Annotated in this window: 40 protein-coding genes; all 40 read right to left on the bottom strand. The window is 40.2% G+C overall.

Features of this window, described 5'->3' with window-relative positions; genetic code table 11:
* Positions 1-22: 22 nt before the first annotated feature.
* Positions 23-1,090 carry an iron-sulfur carrier protein/transcriptional regulator SalA gene (salA, locus tag QRE67_RS00855; protein ID WP_286123134.1) on the bottom strand — a complete coding sequence of 356 codons (1,068 nt, stop codon included), beginning with the start codon at positions 1,088-1,090 and terminating at the stop codon, positions 23-25.
* Between the two features lie 148 nt (positions 1,091-1,238).
* Complete coding sequence (gene cwlD / locus QRE67_RS00850; protein ID WP_286123133.1) at positions 1,239-1,952, bottom strand: N-acetylmuramoyl-L-alanine amidase CwlD; 714 nt, start codon at positions 1,950-1,952, stop codon at positions 1,239-1,241.
* Positions 1,953-2,018: 66 nt separating this feature from the next.
* Positions 2,019-2,447 carry a DUF2521 family protein gene (locus QRE67_RS00845; RefSeq protein WP_286123132.1) on the bottom strand — a complete coding sequence of 143 codons (429 nt, stop codon included), beginning with the start codon at positions 2,445-2,447 and terminating at the stop codon, positions 2,019-2,021.
* Positions 2,448-2,659: 212 nt separating this feature from the next.
* A complete protein-coding gene (gene rpsI, locus QRE67_RS00840) occupies positions 2,660-3,052 on the bottom strand; it encodes a 30S ribosomal protein S9 (protein WP_000079986.1) in 393 nt (130 codons plus the stop codon).
* Positions 3,053-3,073: 21 nt separating this feature from the next.
* Positions 3,074-3,511 (bottom strand): 50S ribosomal protein L13, encoded by a 438-nt coding sequence (gene rplM / locus QRE67_RS00835; RefSeq protein WP_286123131.1) that lies wholly within the window; start codon positions 3,509-3,511, stop codon positions 3,074-3,076.
* Between the two features lie 155 nt (positions 3,512-3,666).
* Complete coding sequence (gene truA, locus QRE67_RS00830) at positions 3,667-4,410, bottom strand: tRNA pseudouridine(38-40) synthase TruA (protein ID WP_353507051.1); 744 nt, start codon at positions 4,408-4,410, stop codon at positions 3,667-3,669.
* Positions 4,411-4,424: 14 nt separating this feature from the next.
* Positions 4,425-5,219 carry an energy-coupling factor transporter transmembrane component T family protein gene (locus tag QRE67_RS00825; protein ID WP_286123129.1) on the bottom strand — a complete coding sequence of 265 codons (795 nt, stop codon included), beginning with the start codon at positions 5,217-5,219 and terminating at the stop codon, positions 4,425-4,427.
* The gene (locus QRE67_RS00820; RefSeq protein WP_286123128.1) at positions 5,207-6,088 is read right to left on the bottom strand and encodes an energy-coupling factor ABC transporter ATP-binding protein; all 882 of its coding nucleotides are present in this window, start codon (positions 6,086-6,088) and stop codon (positions 5,207-5,209) included. Before QRE67_RS00820 ends, QRE67_RS00825 begins: the two co-directional genes overlap by 13 nt.
* Positions 6,064-6,906, bottom strand: coding sequence for an energy-coupling factor ABC transporter ATP-binding protein (locus tag QRE67_RS00815; protein ID WP_286123126.1), 843 nt, complete (start codon positions 6,904-6,906; stop codon positions 6,064-6,066). Before QRE67_RS00815 ends, QRE67_RS00820 begins: the two co-directional genes overlap by 25 nt.
* Before the next feature lie 111 nt (positions 6,907-7,017).
* A complete protein-coding gene (rplQ, locus tag QRE67_RS00810) occupies positions 7,018-7,380 on the bottom strand; it encodes a 50S ribosomal protein L17 (RefSeq protein ID WP_286123125.1) in 363 nt (120 codons plus the stop codon).
* 35 nt (positions 7,381-7,415) lie between these two features.
* A complete protein-coding gene (locus QRE67_RS00805; RefSeq protein ID WP_286123124.1) occupies positions 7,416-8,360 on the bottom strand; it encodes a DNA-directed RNA polymerase subunit alpha in 945 nt (314 codons plus the stop codon).
* 181 nt (positions 8,361-8,541) lie between these two features.
* The gene (gene rpsK, locus QRE67_RS00800) at positions 8,542-8,931 is read right to left on the bottom strand and encodes a 30S ribosomal protein S11 (protein WP_002009745.1); all 390 of its coding nucleotides are present in this window, start codon (positions 8,929-8,931) and stop codon (positions 8,542-8,544) included.
* A gap of 24 nt (positions 8,932-8,955) precedes the next feature.
* Positions 8,956-9,321 carry a 30S ribosomal protein S13 gene (rpsM, locus tag QRE67_RS00795; RefSeq protein ID WP_286123123.1) on the bottom strand — a complete coding sequence of 122 codons (366 nt, stop codon included), beginning with the start codon at positions 9,319-9,321 and terminating at the stop codon, positions 8,956-8,958.
* 21 nt (positions 9,322-9,342) lie between these two features.
* On the bottom strand, positions 9,343-9,456 hold the full coding sequence (rpmJ, locus tag QRE67_RS00790) for a 50S ribosomal protein L36 (RefSeq protein WP_000868344.1): 114 nt from the start codon (positions 9,454-9,456) through the stop codon (positions 9,343-9,345).
* Positions 9,457-9,491: 35 nt separating this feature from the next.
* Positions 9,492-9,710 (bottom strand): translation initiation factor IF-1, encoded by a 219-nt coding sequence (gene infA / locus QRE67_RS00785; protein ID WP_001029884.1) that lies wholly within the window; start codon positions 9,708-9,710, stop codon positions 9,492-9,494.
* Between the two features lie 67 nt (positions 9,711-9,777).
* Positions 9,778-10,524: a type I methionyl aminopeptidase gene (gene map / locus QRE67_RS00780; RefSeq protein ID WP_286123122.1), complete on the bottom strand. Its 747-nt coding sequence runs from the start codon at positions 10,522-10,524 to the stop codon at positions 9,778-9,780.
* Entirely contained in the window at positions 10,524-11,174 is a 651-nt protein-coding gene (locus tag QRE67_RS00775) for an adenylate kinase (protein WP_286123121.1), read from the bottom strand. Before QRE67_RS00775 ends, map begins: the two co-directional genes overlap by 1 nt.
* Positions 11,175-11,227: 53 nt before the next feature.
* On the bottom strand, positions 11,228-12,529 hold the full coding sequence (secY, locus tag QRE67_RS00770) for a preprotein translocase subunit SecY (protein WP_286123120.1): 1,302 nt from the start codon (positions 12,527-12,529) through the stop codon (positions 11,228-11,230).
* Positions 12,529-12,969 carry a 50S ribosomal protein L15 gene (gene rplO, locus QRE67_RS00765; RefSeq protein WP_286123119.1) on the bottom strand — a complete coding sequence of 147 codons (441 nt, stop codon included), beginning with the start codon at positions 12,967-12,969 and terminating at the stop codon, positions 12,529-12,531. The genes secY and rplO overlap by 1 nt, the downstream gene beginning before the upstream one ends.
* Before the next feature lie 33 nt (positions 12,970-13,002).
* Positions 13,003-13,185: a 50S ribosomal protein L30 gene (gene rpmD / locus QRE67_RS00760; protein WP_020062307.1), complete on the bottom strand. Its 183-nt coding sequence runs from the start codon at positions 13,183-13,185 to the stop codon at positions 13,003-13,005.
* A 16-nt stretch (positions 13,186-13,201) separates the two neighbouring features.
* On the bottom strand, positions 13,202-13,702 hold the full coding sequence (gene rpsE / locus QRE67_RS00755; RefSeq protein ID WP_286123118.1) for a 30S ribosomal protein S5: 501 nt from the start codon (positions 13,700-13,702) through the stop codon (positions 13,202-13,204).
* Positions 13,703-13,723: 21 nt separating this feature from the next.
* Positions 13,724-14,086: a 50S ribosomal protein L18 gene (gene rplR / locus QRE67_RS00750; protein WP_286123117.1), complete on the bottom strand. Its 363-nt coding sequence runs from the start codon at positions 14,084-14,086 to the stop codon at positions 13,724-13,726.
* A gap of 31 nt (positions 14,087-14,117) precedes the next feature.
* On the bottom strand, positions 14,118-14,657 hold the full coding sequence (gene rplF, locus QRE67_RS00745) for a 50S ribosomal protein L6 (protein ID WP_286123116.1): 540 nt from the start codon (positions 14,655-14,657) through the stop codon (positions 14,118-14,120).
* A gap of 31 nt (positions 14,658-14,688) precedes the next feature.
* The gene (rpsH, locus tag QRE67_RS00740) at positions 14,689-15,087 is read right to left on the bottom strand and encodes a 30S ribosomal protein S8 (RefSeq protein WP_000245511.1); all 399 of its coding nucleotides are present in this window, start codon (positions 15,085-15,087) and stop codon (positions 14,689-14,691) included.
* Positions 15,088-15,116: 29 nt separating this feature from the next.
* Entirely contained in the window at positions 15,117-15,302 is a 186-nt protein-coding gene (gene rpsN / locus QRE67_RS00735; RefSeq protein WP_001085700.1) for a 30S ribosomal protein S14, read from the bottom strand.
* 33 nt (positions 15,303-15,335) lie between these two features.
* The gene (rplE, locus tag QRE67_RS00730) at positions 15,336-15,875 is read right to left on the bottom strand and encodes a 50S ribosomal protein L5 (RefSeq protein ID WP_286123115.1); all 540 of its coding nucleotides are present in this window, start codon (positions 15,873-15,875) and stop codon (positions 15,336-15,338) included.
* A gap of 26 nt (positions 15,876-15,901) precedes the next feature.
* A complete protein-coding gene (rplX, locus tag QRE67_RS00725; RefSeq protein ID WP_286123114.1) occupies positions 15,902-16,213 on the bottom strand; it encodes a 50S ribosomal protein L24 in 312 nt (103 codons plus the stop codon).
* A 38-nt stretch (positions 16,214-16,251) separates the two neighbouring features.
* Positions 16,252-16,620 (bottom strand): 50S ribosomal protein L14, encoded by a 369-nt coding sequence (gene rplN, locus QRE67_RS00720; protein WP_011983254.1) that lies wholly within the window; start codon positions 16,618-16,620, stop codon positions 16,252-16,254.
* 43 nt (positions 16,621-16,663) lie between these two features.
* Positions 16,664-16,927, bottom strand: a complete 264-nt coding sequence (gene rpsQ / locus QRE67_RS00715) for a 30S ribosomal protein S17 (protein WP_011983253.1) — start codon at positions 16,925-16,927, stop codon at positions 16,664-16,666.
* A gap of 20 nt (positions 16,928-16,947) precedes the next feature.
* Positions 16,948-17,148 (bottom strand): 50S ribosomal protein L29, encoded by a 201-nt coding sequence (gene rpmC / locus QRE67_RS00710; RefSeq protein ID WP_000855718.1) that lies wholly within the window; start codon positions 17,146-17,148, stop codon positions 16,948-16,950.
* Positions 17,138-17,572: a 50S ribosomal protein L16 gene (gene rplP, locus QRE67_RS00705; RefSeq protein WP_286123113.1), complete on the bottom strand. Its 435-nt coding sequence runs from the start codon at positions 17,570-17,572 to the stop codon at positions 17,138-17,140. Before rplP ends, rpmC begins: the two co-directional genes overlap by 11 nt.
* A gap of 1 nt (position 17,573) precedes the next feature.
* Complete coding sequence (gene rpsC / locus QRE67_RS00700; protein WP_002009771.1) at positions 17,574-18,233, bottom strand: 30S ribosomal protein S3; 660 nt, start codon at positions 18,231-18,233, stop codon at positions 17,574-17,576.
* Between the two features lie 3 nt (positions 18,234-18,236).
* On the bottom strand, positions 18,237-18,578 hold the full coding sequence (gene rplV, locus QRE67_RS00695) for a 50S ribosomal protein L22 (RefSeq protein WP_003194358.1): 342 nt from the start codon (positions 18,576-18,578) through the stop codon (positions 18,237-18,239).
* Between the two features lie 17 nt (positions 18,579-18,595).
* Positions 18,596-18,874 (bottom strand): 30S ribosomal protein S19, encoded by a 279-nt coding sequence (gene rpsS, locus QRE67_RS00690; RefSeq protein WP_286123112.1) that lies wholly within the window; start codon positions 18,872-18,874, stop codon positions 18,596-18,598.
* Between the two features lie 60 nt (positions 18,875-18,934).
* Entirely contained in the window at positions 18,935-19,765 is an 831-nt protein-coding gene (rplB, locus tag QRE67_RS00685) for a 50S ribosomal protein L2 (RefSeq protein WP_286123111.1), read from the bottom strand.
* A 28-nt stretch (positions 19,766-19,793) separates the two neighbouring features.
* Positions 19,794-20,084 (bottom strand): 50S ribosomal protein L23, encoded by a 291-nt coding sequence (rplW, locus tag QRE67_RS00680; RefSeq protein WP_286123110.1) that lies wholly within the window; start codon positions 20,082-20,084, stop codon positions 19,794-19,796.
* On the bottom strand, positions 20,084-20,707 hold the full coding sequence (rplD, locus tag QRE67_RS00675) for a 50S ribosomal protein L4 (protein WP_286123109.1): 624 nt from the start codon (positions 20,705-20,707) through the stop codon (positions 20,084-20,086). Before rplD ends, rplW begins: the two co-directional genes overlap by 1 nt.
* A gap of 25 nt (positions 20,708-20,732) precedes the next feature.
* The gene (gene rplC, locus QRE67_RS00670) at positions 20,733-21,365 is read right to left on the bottom strand and encodes a 50S ribosomal protein L3 (protein ID WP_286123108.1); all 633 of its coding nucleotides are present in this window, start codon (positions 21,363-21,365) and stop codon (positions 20,733-20,735) included.
* Positions 21,366-21,399: 34 nt separating this feature from the next.
* On the bottom strand, positions 21,400-21,708 hold the full coding sequence (gene rpsJ, locus QRE67_RS00665) for a 30S ribosomal protein S10 (protein WP_001040596.1): 309 nt from the start codon (positions 21,706-21,708) through the stop codon (positions 21,400-21,402).
* Positions 21,709-22,098: 390 nt separating this feature from the next.
* The gene (gene tuf / locus QRE67_RS00660) at positions 22,099-23,289 is read right to left on the bottom strand and encodes an elongation factor Tu (RefSeq protein ID WP_286123107.1); all 1,191 of its coding nucleotides are present in this window, start codon (positions 23,287-23,289) and stop codon (positions 22,099-22,101) included.
* Positions 23,290-23,314: the final 25 nt, after the last annotated feature.

The raw sequence follows: 23,314 nt of genomic DNA, 5'->3' as shown, positions 1-23,314 counted from the left end.
AATCTTACCACGTAATAGAGGTTTATTTTTGTTCTACTGCTGTTCTTTCAATAACTTGCTGCGCAATTGTACGATAAATCGCGCCAATTCTATGCTCACTATCATATACAGATGGTGCAAAATCTTCTTTATTCCAGTCTGGTTGTTGAAGCGAAATTCGACCTAATACAACCGTTTCTAGCTCTGTCGCTAGTTTGTCTCCTCCACCTTTTCCAAAGACATACTCTTTTTCACCAGTTACTTTACTTTCAAAATAAGCCATATTTTCAACAACCCCAAGAATACTATGCTCTGTACGCAAGGCCATTGCACCAGCACGAGCTGCTACAAAAGCTGCCGTTGGATGTGGCGTTGTTACAATAATTTCTTTACAAGATGGCAGCATAGAATGAACATCTAATGCTACATCCCCTGTACCTGGCGGCAAATCTAATACTAAGTAGTCTAAATCTCCCCATTCTACTTCCGTAAAGAAATGATTTAACATTTTACCAAGCATTGGTCCTCTCCAAATAACGGGTGCATTATCCTCTACAAAGAAGCCCATAGAAATTACCTTTATCCCTAAACGCTCCACTGGAATAATTTTATCACCCCTTACGATTGGACGCTTTTCAATCCCCATCATATCAGGCACACTAAAACCATATATATCAGCATCAACAATACCGACTTTTTTTCCTAAACGCGCTAATGAAACGGCAAGGTTTACAGAAACGGTTGATTTACCAACCCCACCTTTTCCGCTTGCTACTGCTAAAAATATTGTTTTAGAATGCGGTGATAGCAAAGACTGACTTTCTTGTTCTTCTTGCTGCGGGGCAAACTGTGCTAGCTCGCCCTCTGTAAATTCAGCAAACCGCAAGCCGACTGTCGCTGCTCCAAGCTCTTTTACAAGTTTAACAACAGCTGACTGCAATTGCATTTGTTCAGCAGTTCCTGTTTTCACAATCGCAATTTTAACACTCACATGCTCTTTCTCAGGCTTTACAGTCACCTCTTGAATTGCATTTGTTTCTTTTAATGTTTTATGTAGAAACGGATCAGTAATCCCTTCAAGTGCTTCCACTACTTGTTCTTTCGTTACCATAATCAGCCCAGCCCCCTGTATGAAAAATAAAGTAATGTTAAATGCATTGGGTGTGTATCTTTACATTCTAAAAATAAATGCGTTTTCATTTCCAGTATAACATATTTTCGGAAAACTTCGTTAACAAGACGGATTCAAAAAAACCCCCTTATTCAGGAGGATTTCCTTTTTCCGTAAAATAACGTAATATTCCGCGATATATAGCTGCCGCTACCTTCTGCTGATATTTCTCTGAATTTAACATATATCTTTCATTTACATTTGATAAAAACCCAGCTTCAATTAAAGCCCCTGGTGTTTTGGCATGCTTAAGCAAATATACGTGAGAAATTGTTTTAGCTGAGCGATTTGTATTTTCTAAACTTGTTCGTAATTCAGCTTGTATAAATTTAGCTATACGCTCATTCTCAATTAAAGAGCGATAGTAAAATGTTTGCGCCCCCCTTGAACCACCGCTTGGCAGGGCATTTAAATGAATGCTTGCAAAAAAATCCACCTCAGGCTTATTGATGATTTCCACACGCTTTTTCAAGTCCTCTGCTTTACGTCTACTATATCTTTTTGTATTTTTATCAGCTAAGTCATAATCTCCCTCTCGCGTTAAAATGACCAAAGCACCTTGCTCCTGTAAATAATCTTGTACCATTTTTGTAATTTCGAGAGTAATATCCTTTTCTACAATATCCTTACCACCAACTGCACCTCCATCTGGTCCACCATGTCCAGCATCTAATACAATGACCTTCCCAGACAAAGGTAAATTCCATGATCGCCACGATTTTGTAATTTGAAATTCTTGTTTTACCAAGAAAAACAGTACAACTGCAGCTAACATGAAAGAGATAATTCGAATTCTCTTCATACCTTTCCTCCTCCAGCTAGTCCCTCTAATTACTTATATGGGACAAGAGGAAAGTTTATGCTTTTCTTAATGTAGCTTTAGGCGATATCTTCGCTCACCTTTTTCATACCCTTCACGCCACCACGAGCTAATAAAGCGTTGGCAGGATTCATATAATATTTCTTCCTCATTTGATTCTATATCCTGCAAGGTGGCGCTCGTTAAAAAGTGAAACAGCATTTCTGTTAATTGCTGTTCTTCCTCTAAAGATCTATATTTCACATCAAAAAAAGATTCTCCATAATAGCCAAACTTACTGTATCTCGCTCCTAATAAGTACGACTCAATTCCTAGTTCAATACAATAATCTTCATATTGACGATGTAACTCTTTCATACAGAAAGCATCTTGAATATTCGATCGCAAAGTTTTTAACGATAATTCCCGAAGCATCTTTCTTTCATACTTTAACTGCTTTTCTTTTTGTTTTTCTTGTAGGCTAACAATGACATTCATAGTACTTATAAACCTCCCTAATATGTATTAGTCTAAACCTCTAAAGGTGAAGCATACGTAGGAAAACAGCACTAAATTATTCCAAACACTGTGGATTATATAAGGAAACATGTTGCGAGGAAATAAGGTATGTTTATTTCGATTAATAAGGCTACTTATTCTATAAAATAAAAAAACCCCAGCCAATAGGCTGAGGTTGTAGTTCGCAAAAATTAACGTTTTGAGAACTGAGGTGCACGACGTGCGCCTTTAAGACCGTATTTTTTACGCTCTTTCATACGTGCGTCACGAGTTAATAGACCTGCACGTTTTAATGTTAGACGGTATTCTGGATCAGCTTTTAGTAAAGCGCGAGAAATACCGTGGCGGATTGCACCAGCTTGACCAGTGTATCCACCACCATTTACGTTTACAAGTACATCGTAGTTACCTAAAGTTTCTGTTGCAACTAGAGGTTGTTTCACTACTTCACGTAATGCAGCAAATGGGATGTAGTTTTCAAAATCACGACCGTTAATGATAACGCGTCCTTCGCCTGGAACTAGGCGTACGCGTGCTACTGAACTTTTACGACGTCCAGTACCATAGTATTGTACCTGTGCCAAAGTAAGCCCTCCTTTAATTAATTATCCGCGAAGTTCGTAAACTTCTGGTTTTTGTGCTTGGTGTGGATGCTCTGCTCCAGCATACACGTTTAATTTTTTAGACATTTGACGACCTAAGCGTCCTTTTGGAAGCATGCCTTTAATTGCAAGCTCTAACATTTGTACAGGGTAGTTTGTACGCATTTCTAGAGCTGTTCTTTGTTTAAGTCCACCTGGGTGATTTGTGTGACGGTAGTAAATTTTATCGTTTAATTTATTACCTGTTAAGTGAACTTTCTCAGCGTTAATAATAATTACATGATCACCAGTATCAATATGTGGTGTAAATGTTGGTTTGTTTTTACCACGTAAAATGGACGCTACTTCAGTAGCAAGGCGACCTAAAGTTTTATCTTCAGCATCAACCACATACCATTTACGCTCAACTTCGTTAGCTTTTGCCATAAAAGTCGTACGCATTTGTTTCCCTCCTACTCGCTATCTTTTCCATAGAAAAAATCTATTGTTTATCTTAAACACGATTTCCTTCCGGGGCTAATCGTGGTTTTAGAAACAATACCATATGTTATGATATCCTTTTGAGTTTCTAATGTCAAGCAAATGTTACACCAGGATTAGTTGTTATAGTTTACCTGCCATAAGTAAAGCCCATGACCCGGTACCATCTTCCCAGCAAAACTACGGTCTTGTTTTTTTAAAATGTCTGGGATGCTTTCAGGAGCAATCTTCCCTTGACCGACGCTAAGCAGCGTACCGACAATAATTCGAACCATATTATATAAAAAACCATTCCCAACAAAGCGAAAGACTAGCTCATCACCTTGCTCCATCAAATCTATTTCATAAATTGTTCGTACTTTATCTTTTTTGTCAGTTTTTGCCGAACAAAATGAAGTAAAATCATGCGTTCCAATAAAATAAGGAATCGCTTTTCGAATAGCTTCTATTTCCAGTGCATATGGATGCTGATATACGTAATGTCTACGAAATACATCAGCCGTTTTGGATAATAATACACGATAGCGGTATTCTTTTTTCTCAACACCGTAACGCGCATGAAAATCTTCTGTTTTTTTCTCCACCTGACGCACAATAACATCATCTGGAAGCATTGTATTTAAGGCATTCATCCATTGCCTTTCTGCAAGTGACAATGGTGTATCAAAATGAATAACTTGTCCTTTTGCATGAACAGTGGAATCGGTCCTTCCGGAGGCCTGAACACGAACAGCTTCTCCCTTATGCACCTTTTGCAAAGCTTTCTCTATTTCTTGTTGAACAGTACGATGCTGTGGTTGAATTTGATAACCACAAAAATTAATGCCATCATATGCAATTGTACATTTTATTCTTTCCATTTCTCTATTCTCCATTATGACCGCACCCATACTAACATGCACGCTAAGCAAAATAAACTCATTATCGTTAACGTATCACTTATTTTCCAGCGCAGCTGCCTAAATTTTGTACGTCCCTCACCGCTTTGATAGCCACGTGCTTCCATTGCAATCGCTAAGTCCTCGGCACGCTTAAAAGCACTAATAAAAAGCGGTACAAGCAAAGAAATGACCGCCTTCAATCGATCTTTTATCGGACCACCAGCAAAATCAATACCACGGGATGCTTGTGCTTTCATAATTTTGCTCGTCTCATCCATTAATGTTGGAATAAAACGAAGAGAAATAGACATCATTAATGCGATTTCATGAACAGGAACCTTTATACGTTTTAATGGTTTTAACAACGTTTCCATCCCATCCGTAATTTCAATCGGTGTTGTGGTTAGTGTTAATAATGTTGTCATCAAAATAATGACAAAGAAGCGTATCGAAATATAAATTCCTTGCTCTAATCCTTTTTCGTGTATCGAAAACCAACCAAGCTGGAAAAGTACATCCCCTTCTTTATTTGTAAAAATATGCAGGAAAAATGTAAAAAGAAAAATCCATAAAATTGGTTTTAAGCCCGAAAGTACATAACGAATCGGCACTTTTGCAAAAAATAAAGCAATGAGTGCATATAAAAATAAAAGCCCATATGAAATCACATTATTTGCTAAAAAGACAACAAATACATATAAAAAGACCATCAACAGCTTCGTACGAGGATCAAGTTGATGAATGAGTGACCCGCCTGGAATATATCTCCCAATAATCAACTGCTGCATGATTCACGACCACCTTTTCGTAGCACCTGTACAACTTCATGAGTTAGATCCTCTAAAGATAAGGTCGCCTTCGGAATGGAGACGCCAAGCTTCTCTTCAATTGCACGTTTATACTTTAAAGACATCGGAAGAGACACGCCGATTTGTTCTAATTCATCTGCATGTGAAAATACTTCCTCTGCTGTTCCTTGCAAAAAGACCGTTCCTTTATGCATGACGACAATTTGATCTGCATACTTCGCAGCATCTTCCATATTATGCGTAACAAGGATTACTGTCAGACCTTGCTCCTTATGAAGGTGATAAAACATCTCCATAAGCTCATGCTGACCTTTTGGATCAAGTCCGGCTGTTGGTTCATCCAGTACCAATACCTCAGGTTCCATCGCTAGTACACCAGCTATCGCAACACGTCTCATCTGCCCACCGCTTAACTCGAACGGAGACCGTGCTAATAATTCAGGATCCAAACCTACTAGCCCGATCGCATCCCTTGCTTTTTGCTTTGCCTCCTCTTTGGACACTCCAAAGTTTGAGGGACCAAAGCAAATATCTTTCTCAACTGTTTCTTCAAACAGCTGATGCTCAGGAAATTGAAAGACAACCCCAACTTTTTTTCGAAGAGGCTTTAACTTTTTTTCTTTCTTTTGTGAGGAGATCAGGTGCTCTCCAATTTGGACTGTACCCTTTGTCGGCTGCAATAAACCGTTTAAATGTTGAATCATCGTCGATTTGCCTGAACCAGTATGACCGATAATGGCGTAATATCCCCCACTCGGAAACGACACGTTTACATCATAAAGTGCGCGTCTTTCAAATGGAGTTTTATATTGATAACGATGCTCTACTGTTTGGAATGTAATCTCCAAAGTTCGTTCACCAAGCTTTCCATTGTAAGATGCGTATTTTGTAGTGAAATTTCACTTCTTTTTAATAATTCTGCCATCTTTACCGAGAATGGTACATCTAATCCGATTTCTTGAAGCATATGAGAGGATTGAAAAATTTGCTGTGGTGTTCCTTCCTCTAATATCTCTCCCTGGTTTAAAATGATAATGCGATCTGACTGTGCCGCTTCTTCCAAATCGTGTGTAATCGACAATACAGTAATACCTTTTGTATCAACAAGTTGCCTTACTGTCTCCATCACTTCACGACGTCCTTGTGGATCTAACATAGATGTTGCTTCATCCAATATTAAAATAGATGGTTGCAAAGCTAATACGCCTGCAATCGCAACACGTTGCTTTTGCCCACCTGATAACGAATGAGGTTCTTCATTCTGAAACTCTTCCATTCGAACAAGCTGCAATGCCTGATTCATCCGCTCTATCATTTGTTCCCGTGGCATTCCGATATTCTCAAGTCCAAATACAACATCATCTTGCACTGTTGTTCCAACAAATTGATTATCAGGATTTTGAAATACCATACCAATTTGCTTTCGGATATCCCACACCGTTTCTTCAGATAAAATCATATTATCATTTACAATAATCGTTCCTGATTCTGGCAAGAATAAACCATTTAATAGTTTTGCAAGTGTAGACTTCCCTGAACCATTTTGTCCAATGACAGATACCCATTCTCCCTCATATAAGGACATTGATACATCTTTTAACGCATAAGAAGTTGCCCCCGGATATTGAAATGATATATTTTGGGTACGAAGTTTCTCTTTTTTCAATGTCAAGGCACCCTCTTTCGTTCTTGAATCAAGCTGATCTATTTTCTATATTGAAAAAAAAAGGGCCATGACCAGTTACTTGAAAAGAACTGTCCTGCCCTTTTATTATCATTATACTAACTCGATAATCACCATTGGTGCAGCGTCACCGCGACGTGGACCAATTTTTGCAATACGAGTGTATCCGCCTTGACGCTCAGCATAGCGTGGAGCTACATCAGCGAATAATTTTTGAAGTGCATCTTGACCAGTCTCAGCATTAGCAACTTCATTGCGAATGAAAGCTCCTGCTTGACGACGAGCATGAAGATCTCCGCGTTTACCTAAAGTGATCATTTTTTCCACTACGGAACGAAGTTCTTTTGCACGAGTTTCTGTCGTTTGGATGCGCTCGTTGATAATTAAATCAGTAGCTAAGTCACGTAACATAGCTTTACGTTGCGCACTTGTACGGCCTAATTTTCTGTATGCCATTCGTAGTTCCCTCCTTTGTTGATGAGTTTAAATCCTCAGTCGTCTTTACGTAAACCTAAACCTAATTCTTCAAGTTTATGCTTAACTTCTTCTAAGGATTTACGTCCTAAGTTACGAACTTTCATCATATCTTCTTCTGTTTTGTTCGCAAGCTCTTGTACAGTATTAATACCTGCACGTTTTAAGCAATTATAAGAACGAACAGAAAGATCAAGTTCTTCAATTGTCATTTCTAGAACTTTTTCTTTTTGATCTTCTTCCTTTTCGACCATAATCTCAGCATTTTGCGCTTCATCAGTTAAACCAACGAAGATGTTCAAATGCTCAGTTAAGATTTTGGCACCTAAAGAGATAGCTTCTTTTGGCCCGATGCTTCCATCCGTCCATACATCAAGCGTAAGCTTATCATAATTTGCCACTTGTCCGACACGTGTCTTTTCCACTTGGTAAGTTACACGTGATACTGGAGTATAAATAGAATCAATAGGAATAACACCTATTGGTTGATCTTCGCTTTTATTAGCAACAGCTGGCGTATACCCACGGCCACGCTTTGCAGTTAAACGCATGCGGAAATGCGCATCCTTTGCTAACGTTGCAATGTATAAATCTGGATTTAAGATTTCAACATCACTATCGTGAGTAATATCAGCAGCTGTGACAATACCTTCGCCCTGCACATCGATTTCCAACGTCTTCTCTTCTTCAGAGTAGATTTTAAGAGCTAACTTTTTCAAGTTTAAGATGATCGTCGTAACGTCTTCTACTACGCCCTCAACTGTTGAAAATTCGTGTAAAACGCCATCGATTTGGATAGCAGTTACAGCAGCACCAGGGAGTGAGGATAAAAGAATACGACGTAAGGAGTTACCCAACGTAGTACCGTATCCACGCTCAAGCGGTTCAATCACGAATTTGCCATACTTAGCATCTTCGTTAAGTTCAACCGTTTCGATTTTCGGTTTTTCAATTTCAATCATTAACTAAACCCTCCTTCAAAACGTCGAAACCTCGGTTAAGCACAGGTAAAAACCTCTGCCTAACCGAAAGTCCCCCTTAGGCAGTTCCCGATTGTGCACAACAAGCGATGTTTCTGTACGAAATTTCTCGATAATGCATCATATCCATTATAGACAATAGGGAAAAATCTATACAGAAAAATTATACACGACGACGTTTTGGCGGACGACATCCATTATGAGGTACTGGAGTAACATCTCTGATTGCTGTTACTTCTAGACCTGCAGCTTGAAGCGCACGAATTGCAGCTTCACGACCAGCACCAGGACCTTTAACAGTAACCTCTAAAGTTTTTAAACCGTGTTCCATAGCTACTTTTGAAGCTGCTTCAGCAGCCATTTGTGCAGCGAATGGAGTAGATTTACGAGATCCACGGAAACCAAGTGCACCTGCACTAGACCAAGAAAGTGCGTTACCGTGAGTATCTGTAAGTGTTACGATTGTATTGTTGAAAGTAGAACGAATATGAGCAATACCAGCTTCAATATTCTTTTTCACACGTTTTTTACGAGTGTTTGTTTTACGTGCCATTGTTAGTTCAACCTCCTTTACTTATTATTTCTTTTTATTTGCTACTGTACGACGTGGACCTTTACGTGTACGAGCATTGTTTTTAGAATTTTGACCACGAACTGGTAAACCACGACGATGACGAAGACCACGGTAAGAACCGATCTCCATAAGACGCTTAATGTTTAGAGAAACTTCACGACGAAGATCTCCCTCAACTTTAATGCGGTCTACGATATCACGGATACGACCTAATTCGTCTTCAGTTAATTCGCGAACTCGAGTTTCTTCAGAAACTCCAGCTTCAGCAAGAATTTTTTCGGCAGTCGTGCGACCAATGCCGAATACGTAAGTTAAAGAAATAACAACGCGTTTGTCACGAGGAATATCTACACCTGCGATACGTGCCATTCCGAATGCACCTCCTTCAGATTAACCTTGTTTTTGTTTATGTTTAGGGTTTTCACAAATAACCATTACTTTTCCACGTCTACGAATAACTTTACATTTTTCGCAGATTGGTTTAACTGACGGTCTTACTTTCATGTCTCGAACCTCCTTAAAGATTACGGAGTGCTATATTATTTAAAACGGTACGTAATACGACCACGATTTAAATCGTACGGAGATAATTCTACCGTAACTTTGTCTCCTGGTAAAATACGAATGAAATTCATGCGGATTTTACCAGAAACGTGAGCCAATACGACATGCCCATTCTCTAATTCTACTTTGAACATAGCATTTGGCAACGTTTCAAGAACGGTACCTTCGACTTCAATTACATCATCTTTAGCCATTCAATGTTCTCCCTTCTTCAAATCAGTAGTATTTTACACTGTTCTGAAATCCCGGAGAGCCAGCTACTTATAAAGTGGTAAGGATTTCGTATCCTGCTTCTGTAAGAGCAATCGTGTGCTCAAAGTGTGCACACCATTTACCATCTACCGTTACCACTGTCCAGTCATCAGATAGTGTTTTTACATATCGTCTTCCTTGATTCACCATCGGTTCAACACAGATGACCATTCCCGGCTTTAATCTAGGACCTTTATTTGGTGGACCATAGTGCGGGATTTGTGGGTCTTCATGTAAGTCTTGCCCGATTCCGTGACCAACATACTCCCTAACGATCGAGAACCCATTATCTTCAGCATGCGTTTGAACCGCATGTGAGACATTCGATAATCTCTCGCCTGGTTTTACTTGTTCTAAACCAAGATACAACGATTTTTCTGTGACATCAAGTAGCTTTTGAACAGATTCAGAAATGTTTCCTACTGGATACGTCCATGCAGAATCTCCATGGTACCCATTGTATTTCGCACCAATATCGATACTGATGATATCGCCTTCTTGGAGCTTGCGCTTTCCTGGAATCCCATGTACAAGCTCTTCATTTACAGAAGCACAGATGCTTCCCGGAAATCCGTTGTATCCTTTAAACGATGGCGTAGCACCATATTTACGAATCGTCTTTTCCGCTATTTGATCGAGCTCTTTCGTTGTAATTCCTGGCGCAATATGCTTTTTTAACTCTTGATGAGTTAAAGCAACGATCCTGCCAGCTTCTCGCATAACCTCTATCTCGCGAGGAGTTTTGCAAATGATCATTACGCTAAGCCTCCGATGAGAACATCGATATCAGCAAATACTTTATTGATATCTTGCTCACCATTAATGTTTTGCAAGTAACTAAGCTCGTCGTAGAAATCAAGCAAAGGTTGTGTTTGCTTAATGTTTACCTCTAAACGTTTTGCTACAGTTTCTTCATTGTCATCAGAACGCTGATATAATTCGCCGCCACATTTATCGCACACGTCAGCTTTTGCTGGCGGATTGAATTCTAAGTGGTAAGTCGCACCGCACTCTTTACAAATGCGACGTCCTGTTAGACGTTTTAATAGCAATCCTGAATCCACATTAATGTTTAAAACATAGTCGATTTTTTTGCCAAGATCTTTCATAATCTCTTCAAGCGCAGATGCTTGTGCAACTGTTCGTGGAAAACCATCTAATAAGAAGCCCTTTACACAGTCTTCTTGACTTAAACGTTCACGAACGATTCCGATTGTAACCTCATCTGGAACGAGCGCACCTTTATCAATAAAGGATTTAGCTTGTAAACCAAGTTCAGTCTCATCTTTCATAGCTGCACGAAACATATCTCCTGTCGAGATGTGAGGGATGTTGTACTTGGCAACAATCTGTTCGGCTTGTGTACCTTTACCAGCACCAGGAAGCCCCATTAAAATTAAGTTCATCTGTATTCCCCCTGATCAATGAACATGTAGGGAAGATATCTCTTCCCACTTGCTCACTGTTTGATAAACCCTTTGTAATGGCGTTTTACCAGTTGGCTTTCTAGCTGCTTCATTGTTTCTAAAGCAACGCCAACAACGATTAGCATACTCGTTCCACCAATCTGTGCAGATGGCGGAAGGTTCCCAAGTTTAGTGAAAATAACTGGTAGAATAGCAATCGCTGCTAGGAAAATAGATCCCACAAAGGTCAAACGATACAAGATTTTTGTTAGATATTGTTCTGTATTCTTACCCGGACGAATACCAGGAACATATCCACCTTGCTTGTTTAGATTCTCTGACATTTGCTCTGGATTCACCTGAACAAAAGCATAGAAATATGTGAAGGCTACAATGAGCGCAACATATATGATCATTCCCACTGGGTGAGAATAGTTAAAGTTTTGGATAATCCACTGCGATACATCATGTTTCGGGAAGAACTGTGCAATGGTTGGAGGTGTAATCAAGAATGAAACAGCAAAAATTACTGGAATAACACCCGCACTATTTACCTTAAGCGGTAAATGTGTGTTTTGTGCTCCAGTATAACTACCATTTCCTCCTGTTACACGCTTCGCATATTGAATTGGGATTTTTCGAACAGCCTGTTGGATGAAAATAACTCCAACAACAACCGCTAGCACAGCCAGTACAATCAATCCAACTTTAACGATACTCATGAACAGTTGATCTCCGACATTTTGAAACTGCTGTAAATACACTTGAGATAATACACTTGGGATCGCTGCGGCAATACCTCCAAAGATGAGGATGGAAATTCCGTTTCCTACACCTTTTGCAGTAATCTGTTCACCTAACCACATTAAAAATGCAGTACCAGCAGTCAGTACCGTAGCAATGTATAAATAAGTGCTCCAACCTGGATTCAAAATTAACTGCCCACCTACCATACCGTTAAAACCGATTGACATACCGAACGCCTGAATAAACGCAAGAACAATCGTAAAGTAACGCGTAAACTGTGTTAATTTACGACGGCCCATTTCGCCTTGCTTCGACCATTCCGAAAATTTAGGAACAACATCCATCTGCAATAATTGCACGATGATGGATGCTGTAATATACGGCATGATTCCCATCGCAAAGATGGAGAAGTTTTTCAAAGCGCCACCGCCAAATGTATTTAGGATCCCTAATGCATTTAACTGATCTTGTGCTTTCAGTACGTCTCCATTTGTAAATGGCACTGGGATAAACGTGCCAATTCTGAATACGATTAACATCGCTAAAGTGAATAATATTTTACGTCTTATCTCAGCAACGCGCATAAAGTTGGAGATTGTACGAAACATTAGATCACCTCTACTGTTCCGCCAACTGCTTCAATTGCTTCTTTAGCACTTGAAGAGAACTTGTGAGCTTTCACAGTAAGTTTTTTCTCAACTGCTCCGCTTGCAAGAATTTTAACACCGTCGTTTAACTTGCTGATAACGCCAGTTTCCAGCAATAATTCAGGTGTAACTTCTGTACCATCTTCAAAACGATTTAACGTTGATAAGTTCACGATAGCAAACTCTTTACGGTTAATGTTTGTGAAGCCGCGTTTTGGTAAACGACGGAATAATGGAGTTTGACCACCTTCGAAGCCAAGACGAACACCACCACCAGAACGAGCGTTTTGTCCTTTATGACCTTTACCAGCAGTTTTTCCGTTACCAGAACCGATACCACGACCGACACGGTTACGTACTTTACGAGAACCTTCTGCAGGTTGTAATTCATGAAGTTTCATTCCCAGGCACCTCCTTATATTAATGAGTTATCATTAAGCTTCTTTTACAGTTACAAGGTGAGAAACTTTGTTGATCATACCGCGAATAGCAGGAGTTTCTTCCTTAACTACAGTTGAATTAAGCTTTTTAAGTCCTAACGCTTCTACAGTCGCACGTTGATCTTGTGGACGACCAATTACACTACGAGTGAGGGTAATTTCTAACTTTTTCGCCATTTGTTTTCCCTCCTTCTTAACCTAGTAGCTCTTCTACAGATTTACCGCGTAATTTTGCAACATCTTCAGCACGCTTAAGCTCGCTTAATCCGTTTACAGTTGCACGAATCATGTTAATTGGTGTGTTAGAACCAAGAGATTTCGAAAGAATATCTTGTACACCAGCTAATTCAAGAACCGCACGAACTGGTCCACCAGCGATAACTCCAGTACCTTCTGCAGCAGGTTTTAAGAATACTTCACCAGCTCCAAAATGACCGTTGATTACGTGTGGAATTGTTGTACCAACTAGTGGTACTTCGATTAAGTTTTTCTTAGCATCTTCGATAGCCTTGCGAATTGCATCTGGTACCTCTTGTGCTTTACCAGTACCGAATCCAACGTGACCGTTTTTATCACCAACTACAACTAGTGCAGCAAAGCGGAAACGACGACCACCCTTAACAACTTTCGCAACACGATTTATCGTAACTACACGTTCTTCAAGTTCTAATTTACTTGGGTCAATGCGACGCATCAATTTTCCCTCCTTTGACCATTAAAATTGTAATCCAGCCTCACGAGCAGCTTCAGCTAGAGCTTTAACACGGCCATGGTATAAGTAACCGCCGCGATCGAATACTACTTCTTTAACGCCTTTCTCTACAGCACGCTTAGCAACTAATTCGCCAACTTTCGTAGCAGCTTCAGTGTTGCTTGTACCGTTAAGAGCAAGGTCTTTATCAAGAGTAGATGCACTTACTAATGTTACACCATTTACATCATCAATAACTTGAGCGTAAATGTGTTGATTAGAACGGAAAACGTTTAAACGTGGACGTTCTGCAGTACCAGTAAGCTTAGCACGTACACGTGCATGTCTTTTCTTACGAGTTACATTTTTATCAGCTTTAGTGATCATTCTTGTCACTCCTTTCTTTCACCTAACGGGCTTACTTAGCAGTTTTACCTTCTTTACGACGAACAGTTTCGCCTTCGTAACGAATACCTTTGCCTTTATATGGCTCTGGAGCACGTACAGCACGAACGTTAGCAGCAAATTCGCCAACACGTTGCTTGTCGATACCTTTGATTACGATTTTTGTTGGAGCAGGTACTTCAACTTCAAGGCCTGCTTCTGGAGTCATTTCTACTGGATGAGAATAACCTACGCTTAATACAAGTTTGTCGCCTTGTTTTTGAGCACGGTAACCAACACCGACTAATTCAAGTCCGCGTGTGAAACCTGTAGTTACACCTTCAACCATGTTACCTAGTAAAGCACGAGTTGTACCGTGTAATGCACGGTGGTCCTTCTGTTCAGATGGACGCTCAACTGTTAGTGTATTTTCTTCAATCTTGATAGACATATCAGCATTGAAAGTACGAGTTAATTCCCCTTTAGGGCCTTTTACTGTTACAGTATTATTTTCTGCTACTGTGATAGTAACACCTGCAGGGATTTCAAGAATCTTTTTACCAATACGAGACATGTGGTCACACCTCCGTTCGTTTAAATATATATTACCAAACGTATGCTACTACTTCTCCACCAGTTTGTAATTGACGAGCGTCTTTGTCCGTCATTACTCCCTTAGATGTAGAAACAAGAGCGATACCTAATCCGTTAAGTACACGTGGTACTTCATCAGCTTTTGCGTAAACGCGTAAGCCAGGTTTACTGATACGTTTTAATCCAGTGATTACACGTTCGTTGTTTGCACCATATTTCAGGAAAATACGAAGGATACCTTGTTTGTTATCCTCGATGTATTCTACATCACGAATGAAACCTTCACGTTTTAAAAGTTCAGCGATCTCTTTTTTGATTTTAGAAGCAGGAACCTCTAATTTCTCATGACGTACCATGTTCGCATTACGGATGCGAGTAAGCATATCTGCAATTGGATCTGTCATCACCATGTGTTTTACCTCCTTCCCATTTGTGGGTTTTACCAACTAGCTTTTTTAACACCAGGAATTTGACCTTTATATGCAAGTTCACGGAAACAAATACGGCAAAGCTTAAATTTGCGGTATACAGAATGCGGACGACCGCAGCGTTCGCAACGTGTATACTCTTGTACTTTAAACTTAGGAGTACGCTTTTGTTTCGCGATCATAGATTTTTTAGCCACGTTTTCGCCTCCTCTACTTAGCGTTGGCTTCCATTATTTTTGGAATGGCATACCGAATTGTGTTAAAAGTTCACGAGCTTCTTCATCAGTTTTCGCTGTTGTAACGATTACGATGTCCATACCGCGGACTTTACTTACTTTATCATAATCAATCTCAGGGAAAATTAGTTGCTCTTTAACACCTAATGTGTAGTTACCACGACCATCGAAAGATTTCTTAGATACACCACGGAAATCACGTACACGTGGTAAAGAAACTGTTACTAATTTGTCGAAGAACTCATACATTTGCTCGCCGCGTAAAGTAACTTTTGCACCGATAGGCATACCTTCACGAAGACGGAAACCTGCGATAGATTTTTTCGCGCGAGTTACAACAGGTTTTTGACCTGCGATTTGAGTTAATTCTTCTACTGCATTGTCTAAAGCTTTAGAGTTGGATACCGCGTCACCAACACCCGTGTTGATTACGATCTTTTCGATCTTCGGTACTTCCATTACAGATTTATAGTTAAACTTGCTCACTAGAGCAGGAGTAATTTCCTTTTGGAACTTCTCTTTAAGGCGATTCAATGAAGTGACCTCCTTTCATAAGAAAATTATTTATCTAATAATTCACCAGATTTTTTTGCAATACGAACTTTTTTACCATCTTCTACTTTGAAGCCTACGCGAGTAGGTTCACCTGTTTTCGGATCTAATACCATAACATTAGATACGTGGATAGGTGCTTCTTTCGTAATGATTCCACCTTGTGGATTCAATTGAGATGGCTTAGAGTGTTTTTTAACGATGTTAACACCCTCAACGATAACACGGTTTTCTTTTGGGAAAGCCACAAGGATAACGCCTTGTTTTCCTTTGTCTTTACCAGTGATTACCTGAACTTTATCACCTTTTTTTACATGCATCTTAATTCTGCACCTCCTTAGCAAGGCAATACCTTAAATTATAGAACTTCTGGAGCTAAAGAAACGATCTTCATGAAGTTGCTATCACGTAATTCACGAGCTACTGGTCCGAAGATACGAGTACCACGTGGGCTCTTATCGTCTTTAATGATAACCGCTGCGTTTTCATCAAAACGAATGTAAGAACCGTCTGGACGACGAGCACCGCTCTTCGTACGTACTACTACCGCTTTAACAACGTCACCTTTTTTAACAACGCCACCTGGTGTTGCTTGTTTTACCGTAGCAACGATAATATCACCGATGTTAGCATATTTACGACCAGAGCCGCCTAATACTTTAATTGTTAAAAGTTCACGTGCACCAGAGTTGTCAGCAACTTTCAAACGAGATTCTTGTTGGATCATGTTATGAAACCTCCCTTCGGACTAAAAATTCCGATTCGTCTATTTAGATAATAACCGCTTCTTCAACGATTTCAACTAAACGGAAACGCTTAGTAGCAGAAAGCGGGCGAGTTTCCATGATTTTAACGATATCGCCAACTTTTGCTTGGTTTTGCTCATCATGCGCTTTGTACTTCTTAGAATACTTAACGCGTTTTCCGTACAAGGAATGAGTTTTGTAAGTTTCAACTAAAACTGTAATCGTTTTGTCCATTTTGTCAGACACAACACGACCAGTATAAACTTTGCGTTGGTTACGTTCGCTCACTTTGCAAACCTCCCCTCAATTTATCGATTAATTCCGATCTCTCTTTCACGAACTACAGTTTTCATACGAGCGATCGCTTTACGCACTTCACGAATGCGAGTTGGGTTCTCTAATTGTCCTGTAGCAAGTTGGAAGCGAAGGTTAAACAACTCTTCCTTTAAAGCTTTAACTTTTGTTTCGATTTCGGCAGTGGTTAATTCACGAATATCATTAGTTTTCATTAGATTCACCACCATTTTCTTCACGTTTTACGAACTTACATTTCACTGGTAATTTATGAGCCGCAAGACGTAATGCTTCGCGTGCTACCTCTTCAGATACACCCGCGATTTCAAACATAACTTTCCCAGGTTTTACTACTGCAACCCAGCCTTCTGGAGCACCTTTACCGGAACCCATACGAACTTCTAGAGGTTTAGCAGTGTAAGGTTTAGAAGGGAAAATTTTAATCCATACTTGACCGCCACGTTTCATATGACGTGTCATTGCACGACGAGCTGCCTCGATTTGACGGTTTGTAATCCATGAAGCTTCTTGAGCTTGTAGACCAAATTCACCAAAATGAACTTCAGTGCCGTTTTTTGCACGACCACGCATTTTACCACGATGCTCTCTACGATATTTTACGCGTTTAGGCATTAACATATTATTTTCCTCCTTCCTCAGAAGCTTTCTTTTTTGTAGGAAGGACTTCTCCACGGTAGATCCATACTTTTACGCCTAATTTACCGTATGTTGTATCAGCTTCAACTGCTGCATAGTCAATATCAGCGCGAAGTGTATGAAGTGGAACAGTTCCTTCACTGTAAGATTCTGCACGAGCGATATCAGCTCCGCCAAGACGACCAGAAACTTGTGTTTTAATACCTTTAGCGCCTGCACGCATAGCACGTTGAATAACTTGTTTTTGTGCGCGACGGAAAGATACACGGTTTTCTAATTGACGAGCGATGTTTTCGCCTACTAATTTAGCGTTAAGATCAGCTCTCTTAACTTCTAAAATGTTGATGTGTACACGCTTGCCTGTTAATTGGTTAAGAGCTTTACGAAGTGCTTCAACTTCTGTACCACCTTTACCAATTACCATACCAGGTTTTGCAGTGTGAATTGTAACATTTACACGATTTGCTGCACGTTCGATTTCTACTTTAGCAACAGCAGAATCTTTTAAGCGAACAGTAATGTACTCACGGATTTTGATGTCTTCATGTAATAGTGTAGCGTAATCTTTTTCAGCGAACCAACGAGATTCCCAATCACGAATGATACCGACACGAAGACCAATTGGATTAACCTTCTGACCCATCGATTATCCCTCCTTTTTTTCTGATACCACAACTGTGATGTGGCTTGTGCGTTTGTTAATTTGGCTTGCACGACCCATTGCACGTGGACGGAAACGTTTTAACGTAGGACCTTCGTCAACGAAAACTGTTTCAACAACTAAGTTGTTAATGTCCATTTCATAATTATGCTCTGCATTTGCGATTGCAGATTTTAAAACTTTTTCTACAACTGGAGAAGCAGTTTTTGGTGTGTGGTTAAGGATAGCAATCGCTTCACCCACTTGCTTACCTCGGATTAAGTCTACTACTAAACGAACTTTACGAGGAGCAATACGAACTGTTCTCGCTACTGCTTTAGCTTGCATTGAAGTGCCTCCTCTCATTATCTTCTAGTTTTCTTATCGTCAGCAAGGTGACCTTTGTACGTACGAGTTGGTGCGAATTCACCTAACTTATGGCCAACCATGTCCTCAGTGATGTACACAGGTACGTGTTTACGACCGTCATATACAGCAATTGTATGACCGATGAACTGTGGGAAGATTGTTGAACGGCGAGACCAAGTTTTAACAACTTGTTTTTGCTCAGATGCAACTAATTTTTCCATTTTACTCATTAAATGCTCATCGACAAATGGTCCTTTTTTTAAGCTACGTCCCATTTTGGTGCCTCCCTTCGTGATTGGCGTACGGTTCTAGAGATGAACCGTACTACAACCCCATTATTTTTTACGACGACGAACGATGAATTTGTCAGACGCTTTATTTTTCTTACGAGTCTTGAATCCAAGAGTTGGTTTACCCCATGGAGACATTGGAGACTTACGTCCGATTGGAGAGCGACCTTCACCACCACCGTGTGGGTGATCAACCGGGTTCATTACAGAACCACGAACTGTTGGGCGCTTACCTAACCAGCGAGAGCGACCTGCTTTACCGATTTTGATAAGTTCGTGTTGTTCGTTACCTACTTGACCTACTGTAGCGCGACAAGCAGATAATACTAAACGTACTTCACCAGAAGTTAAACGTACAAGTACGTATTTACCTTCTTTACCAAGTACTTGAGCAGAAGTACCTGCAGAACGAACTAATTGTCCGCCACGGCCAGGTTTAAGCTCGATGTTATGAACAACAGTACCTACTGGAATGTTGATTAATGGTAATGCGTTACCGATTTTAATGTCAGCATCAGCGCCAGACATAATTTCCATACCTACTTCTAAGCTTTTAGGAGCAAGGATGTAACGTTTTTCACCGTCAACGTAGTTAATTAATGCGATATTCGCAGAGCGGTTTGGATCGTATTCGATCGTAGCAACGCGTCCTGGAATTCCATCTTTGTTACGTTTAAAGTCGATGATACGGTATTGTCGTTTGTGTCCGCCACCTTGATGACGTACAGTGATTTTACCTTGGTTGTTACGTCCAGCCTGTTTACTTAAAGGTGCAAGTAAAGATTTTTCCGGTCTATCAGTCGTGATTTCAGCGAAATCATTAGTAGTCATATTACGACGACCGTTAGTGGTTGGTTTATACTTTTTAATTGCCATCTCAATTTCCCTCCTTCTTTAGTAAGAATTAAACGCCTTGGAAGATTTCGATTTCTTTGCTATCAGCAGTTAGCTTAACGATTGCTTTACGACGACGGTTAGTAAAACCAGCGTGACGACCAACGCGTTTTGCTTTCGGCTTGTAGTTCATGATGTTTACTTTATCAACTTGAACACCAAAGATCGCTTCTACAGCATCTTTAACTTCTGTTTTATTAGATTTAACGTCCACATCGAACGTGTATTTTTTTTCAGCCATCATTTCCATAGAACGTTCAGTGATAACTGGGCGCTTAATGATATCACGAGGATCTCTCATTATGCAAGCACCTCCTCTACTTTTTCCACTGCCGCTTTTGTCATGATTAGCTTATCATGATGAAGCACGTCTAAAACGTTTACGCCATCAGCAGTGATTACTGTTACTCCCGGAATGTTGCGAGCAGATAACTCAACAGCTTCGTTTACATCAGCAGTTACGATAAGAGCTTTCTTCTCAACAGTCAATCCTTTAAGTACTGCTACCATGTCTTTTGTTTTTGGTGCATTTAACACTAAGTCTTCAAGAACTACAATGTTATTCTCTACTACTTTAGTAGCTAATGCAGATTTAATAGCTAAGCGACGAACTTTCTTAGGAAGTTTGTAAGCATAGCTTCTTGGTGTAGGTCCGAATACCGTACCACCACCACGCCATTGAGGAGAGCGGATAGAACCTTGACGAGCACGTCCAGTTCCTTTTTGACGCCATGGTTTACGACCACCGCCACGCACTTCAGAGCGAGTTTTTACTTTATGTGTACCTTGACGTAAAGATGCACGTTGCATCATTACAGCTTCAAAAAGTACAGCTTCATTTGGTTCGATACCGAAAATAGCTTCAGCTAATTCGATTTCACCAACCTGAGAACCAGTTTGGTTATATACAGTAACTTTTGGCATTGGAATTCCTCCTTCCTATTGTGAATTATTTGCTAGCCTTCACAGCGCCTTGAACAACTACAAGAGATTTCTTAGCACCTGGAACGTTACCTTTTACTAACAATAAGTTGCGCTCAGCGTCAACTTGAACGATTTCTAAATTTTGAACCGTAACTTGGTCTCCACCCATACGTCCAGCAAGCTTTTTGCCTTTGAACACGCGGTTCGGAGCAACTGGTCCCATTGAACCAGGACGACGGTGGTAACGAGAACCATGAGACATAGGTCCGCGAGATTGTCCGTGGCGTTTAATAGCACCTTGGAAACCTTTACCTTTAGAAATTCCTGTTACGTCTACGATTTCACCTGCAGTGAAAACTTCAACTTTTACCTCTTGACCAACCTCAAGTCCGTCCACGTCTGCATCGCGGATTTCGCGAATGAAGCGCTTAGGAGCAGTAGTTGCTTTTGCAGCATGGCCTTGTTCAGGTTTGTTAGCTAATTTTTCACGTTTATCGTCAAATCCTAACTGAATTGCATTGTAGCCATCAGTTTCAGCTGTCTTCTTTTGAAGAACAACGTTTGGAGTTGATTCGATTACTGTTACAGGGATTAGCTCACCATTTTCAGCAAATACTTGAGTCATACCGATCTTTCTTCCTAAGATTCCTTTGGTCATGAGTTACACCTCCTACATTTTTAAGTTATATAAATTATAGTTTGATTTCGATATCTACACCAGATGGTAAGTCTAAACGCATTAATGAGTCTACTGTTTGTGGAGTAGGGCTCACGATGTCGATTAAACGTTTGTGCGTGCGCATTTCGAATTGCTCACGAGAATCTTTGTACTTATGAACAGCACGAAGAATTGTGTAAACAGTTTTTTCCGTTGGTAATGGGATCGGACCAGAAACTGTTGCCCCAGAACGTTTTGCTGTTTCTACAATTTTCTCAGCTGACTGATCAAGAATACGGTGATCGTAAGCTTTTAAACGGATACGAATTTTTTCTTTTGCCATTATTTTCCCTCCTTCGTTCGCCTATTTCTAAAATAGACCTTCTCCATGGAAATTTCCTTCACACCATGCCATGGCAAAGCGGCCGGGTGTGTCAGCAACCTTCCACTTCATCGCAGTCAAAGACCAACATTGTCTATTATACAATGTTATTCGTCTAGATGCAACACTAATTTTGTTTGCATCATCTTTTCTTCTACTTTTGCTATTATACATGGCACTTTAAAGAATTTCAAGTTTTCCTCTACCGTAATTCTATTTACAGTTTTTGGATGTTAAGTTATGTTGTTTATATACTATAGAAGAAACTCGTTTAAAACTAGAAAATACTAATTCTCATAAACAAAAAAACTCAAGGGAAGATCCCTTGAGTTTTTTAAATCTATTTAAAGATTACTCAGCAACGATTGTAGCAACTACGCCGTAACCTACAGTACGTCCACCTTCACGGATAGAGAACTTAGTTCCATCTTCAATTGCGATTGGAGCGATAAGTTCAATAGTCATTTCGATGTTGTCACCAGGCATTACCATTTCAGTACCTTCTGGTAATTGGATGATACCAGTTACGTCAGTTGTACGGAAGTAGAATTGCGGACGGTAGTTAGCGAAGAATGGAGTGTGACGTCCACCTTCTTCTTTAGATAAAACGAAAACTTCAGCTTTGAATTTAGCGTGAGCTTTTACAGAGCCACTTTTAGCAAGAACTTGTCCACGTTGGATATCTTCACGAGCAACCCCACGAAGTAAAGCACCAATGTTGTCTCCAGCTTGAGCTTGGTCAAGAAGCTTACGGAACATTTCTACACCAGTTACAGTTGTAGTAGCATTCTCTTCAGCAAGACCGATGATTTCTACTACGTCACCAACTTTAACGATTCCACGCTCTACACGACCAGTTGCAACTGTACCACGACCTGTGATAGAGAATACATCCTCGATAGGCATTAAGAATGGTTTGTCAGTTTCACGTTCTGGAGTTGGGATATAAGAATCAACTTCAGCCATTAATTCGATGATTTTTTCTTCCCACTCAGCTTCTCCTTGAAGAGCTTTAAGAGCAGAACCTTTAACTACAGGGATATCATCGCCTGGGAAGCCATATTCAGATAATAGATCGCGAACTTCCATTTCTACTAATTCTAATAATTCTTCGTCGTCTACCATGTCGCATTTGTTTAAGAATACAACGATGTAAGGAACACCTACTTGACGAGAAAGAAGGATGTGCTCACGTGTTTGAGGCATTGGGCCATCAGCAGCAGATACTACTAAGATACCGCCGTCCATTTGAGCAGCACCAGTGATCATGTTTTTAACATAGTCAGCATGTCCTGGGCAGTCAACGTGTGCATAGTGACGAGTTTCAGTTTCGTACTCAACGTGTGCAGTTGAGATTGTGATACCGCGCTCTCTTTCTTCTGGAGCAGCATCGATTTGGTCGTATCCGCGTGCTTCAGCACCACCAGCTTTTGCAAGAACTGTAGTGATTGCAGCAGTTAATGTAGTTTTACCATGGTCAACGTGGCCGATTGTACCGATGTTAACATGGGGTTTAGAACGTTCGAATTTAGCTTTAGCCATTCTAAATTCCTCCTTAGTTTATATA

This window comes from Bacillus sp. DX3.1 (assembly GCF_030292155.1).
Classification (GTDB): Bacteria; Bacillota; Bacilli; order Bacillales; family Bacillaceae_G; genus Bacillus_A.
This window is presented reverse-complemented; position numbering and strand designations above follow the sequence as displayed.

What these genes read in the sequence shown, in the direction of transcription:
- rplF (WP_286123116.1), bottom strand. Translation starts at nt 14,657, where the DNA reads ATGTCTCGTATTGGTAAAAAGATTCTTGAAATCCCTGCAGGTGTTACT.
- rpsM (WP_286123123.1), bottom strand. Translation starts at nt 9,321, where the DNA reads ATGGCACGTATCGCAGGTGTAGATATTCCTCGTGACAAACGCGTTGTT.
- rplR (WP_286123117.1), bottom strand. Translation starts at nt 14,086, where the DNA reads ATGATCACTAAAGCTGATAAAAATGTAACTCGTAAGAAAAGACATGCA.
- rpsS (WP_286123112.1), bottom strand. Translation starts at nt 18,874, where the DNA reads ATGGGACGTAGCTTAAAAAAAGGACCATTTGTCGATGAGCATTTAATG.
- rpsE (WP_286123118.1), bottom strand. Translation starts at nt 13,702, where the DNA reads ATGCGTCGCATTGACCCAAGTAAATTAGAACTTGAAGAACGTGTAGTT.
- rplM (WP_286123131.1), bottom strand. Translation starts at nt 3,511, where the DNA reads ATGCGTACGACTTTTATGGCAAAAGCTAACGAAGTTGAGCGTAAATGG.
- rplW (WP_286123110.1), bottom strand. Translation starts at nt 20,084, where the DNA reads ATGAGAGATCCTCGTGATATCATTAAGCGCCCAGTTATCACTGAACGT.
- rpsH (WP_000245511.1), bottom strand. Translation starts at nt 15,087, where the DNA reads ATGGTGATGACAGATCCAATTGCAGATATGCTTACTCGCATCCGTAAT.
- QRE67_RS00825 (WP_286123129.1), bottom strand. Translation starts at nt 5,219, where the DNA reads ATGCAGCAGTTGATTATTGGGAGATATATTCCAGGCGGGTCACTCATT.
- QRE67_RS00845 (WP_286123132.1), bottom strand. Translation starts at nt 2,447, where the DNA reads ATGAATGTCATTGTTAGCCTACAAGAAAAACAAAAAGAAAAGCAGTTA.
- rplQ (WP_286123125.1), bottom strand. Translation starts at nt 7,380, where the DNA reads ATGGCATACAGAAAATTAGGCCGTACAAGTGCGCAACGTAAAGCTATG.
- salA (WP_286123134.1), bottom strand. Translation starts at nt 1,090, where the DNA reads ATGGTAACGAAAGAACAAGTAGTGGAAGCACTTGAAGGGATTACTGAT.
- truA (WP_353507051.1), bottom strand. Translation starts at nt 4,410, where the DNA reads ATGGAAAGAATAAAATGTACAATTGCATATGATGGCATTAATTTTTGT.
- rpmD (WP_020062307.1), bottom strand. Translation starts at nt 13,185, where the DNA reads ATGGCGAAAAAGTTAGAAATTACCCTCACTCGTAGTGTAATTGGTCGT.
- rplN (WP_011983254.1), bottom strand. Translation starts at nt 16,620, where the DNA reads ATGATCCAACAAGAATCTCGTTTGAAAGTTGCTGACAACTCTGGTGCA.
- cwlD (WP_286123133.1), bottom strand. Translation starts at nt 1,952, where the DNA reads ATGAAGAGAATTCGAATTATCTCTTTCATGTTAGCTGCAGTTGTACTG.
- secY (WP_286123120.1), bottom strand. Translation starts at nt 12,529, where the DNA reads ATGTTTCGTACAATCTCCAACTTTATGCGCGTTGCTGAGATAAGACGT.
- rpsJ (WP_001040596.1), bottom strand. Translation starts at nt 21,708, where the DNA reads ATGGCAAAAGAAAAAATTCGTATCCGTTTAAAAGCTTACGATCACCGT.
- rpsK (WP_002009745.1), bottom strand. Translation starts at nt 8,931, where the DNA reads ATGGCACGTAAAACAAACACTCGTAAAAAACGTGTGAAAAAGAATATT.
- rplB (WP_286123111.1), bottom strand. Translation starts at nt 19,765, where the DNA reads ATGGCAATTAAAAAGTATAAACCAACCACTAACGGTCGTCGTAATATG.
- rplO (WP_286123119.1), bottom strand. Translation starts at nt 12,969, where the DNA reads ATGAAACTTCATGAATTACAACCTGCAGAAGGTTCTCGTAAAGTACGT.
- tuf (WP_286123107.1), bottom strand. Translation starts at nt 23,289, where the DNA reads ATGGCTAAAGCTAAATTCGAACGTTCTAAACCCCATGTTAACATCGGT.
- rpmJ (WP_000868344.1), bottom strand. Translation starts at nt 9,456, where the DNA reads ATGAAAGTAAGACCGTCAGTTAAACCAATCTGCGAAAAATGTAAAGTT.
- infA (WP_001029884.1), bottom strand. Translation starts at nt 9,710, where the DNA reads ATGGCTAAAGATGATGTAATTGAAGTCGAAGGTACCGTTCTTGAAACG.
- rplX (WP_286123114.1), bottom strand. Translation starts at nt 16,213, where the DNA reads ATGCATGTAAAAAAAGGTGATAAAGTTCAGGTAATCACTGGTAAAGAC.
- rplP (WP_286123113.1), bottom strand. Translation starts at nt 17,572, where the DNA reads ATGTTAATGCCTAAACGCGTAAAATATCGTAGAGAGCATCGTGGTAAA.
- rplC (WP_286123108.1), bottom strand. Translation starts at nt 21,365, where the DNA reads ATGACCAAAGGAATCTTAGGAAGAAAGATCGGTATGACTCAAGTATTT.
- rplV (WP_003194358.1), bottom strand. Translation starts at nt 18,578, where the DNA reads ATGCAAGCTAAAGCAGTAGCGAGAACAGTTCGTATTGCTCCTCGTAAA.
- rpmC (WP_000855718.1), bottom strand. Translation starts at nt 17,148, where the DNA reads ATGAAAACTAATGATATTCGTGAATTAACCACTGCCGAAATCGAAACA.
- map (WP_286123122.1), bottom strand. Translation starts at nt 10,524, where the DNA reads ATGATCATTTGCAAAACTCCTCGCGAGATAGAGGTTATGCGAGAAGCT.
- rpsC (WP_002009771.1), bottom strand. Translation starts at nt 18,233, where the DNA reads ATGGGTCAGAAGGTTAATCCAATTGGTCTTCGTGTCGGTATCATTCGT.
- QRE67_RS00775 (WP_286123121.1), bottom strand. Translation starts at nt 11,174, where the DNA reads ATGAACTTAATTTTAATGGGGCTTCCTGGTGCTGGTAAAGGTACACAA.
- QRE67_RS00805 (WP_286123124.1), bottom strand. Translation starts at nt 8,360, where the DNA reads ATGATTGAAATTGAAAAACCGAAAATCGAAACGGTTGAACTTAACGAA.
- rplD (WP_286123109.1), bottom strand. Translation starts at nt 20,707, where the DNA reads ATGCCAAAAGTTACTGTATATAACCAAACTGGTTCTCAGGTTGGTGAA.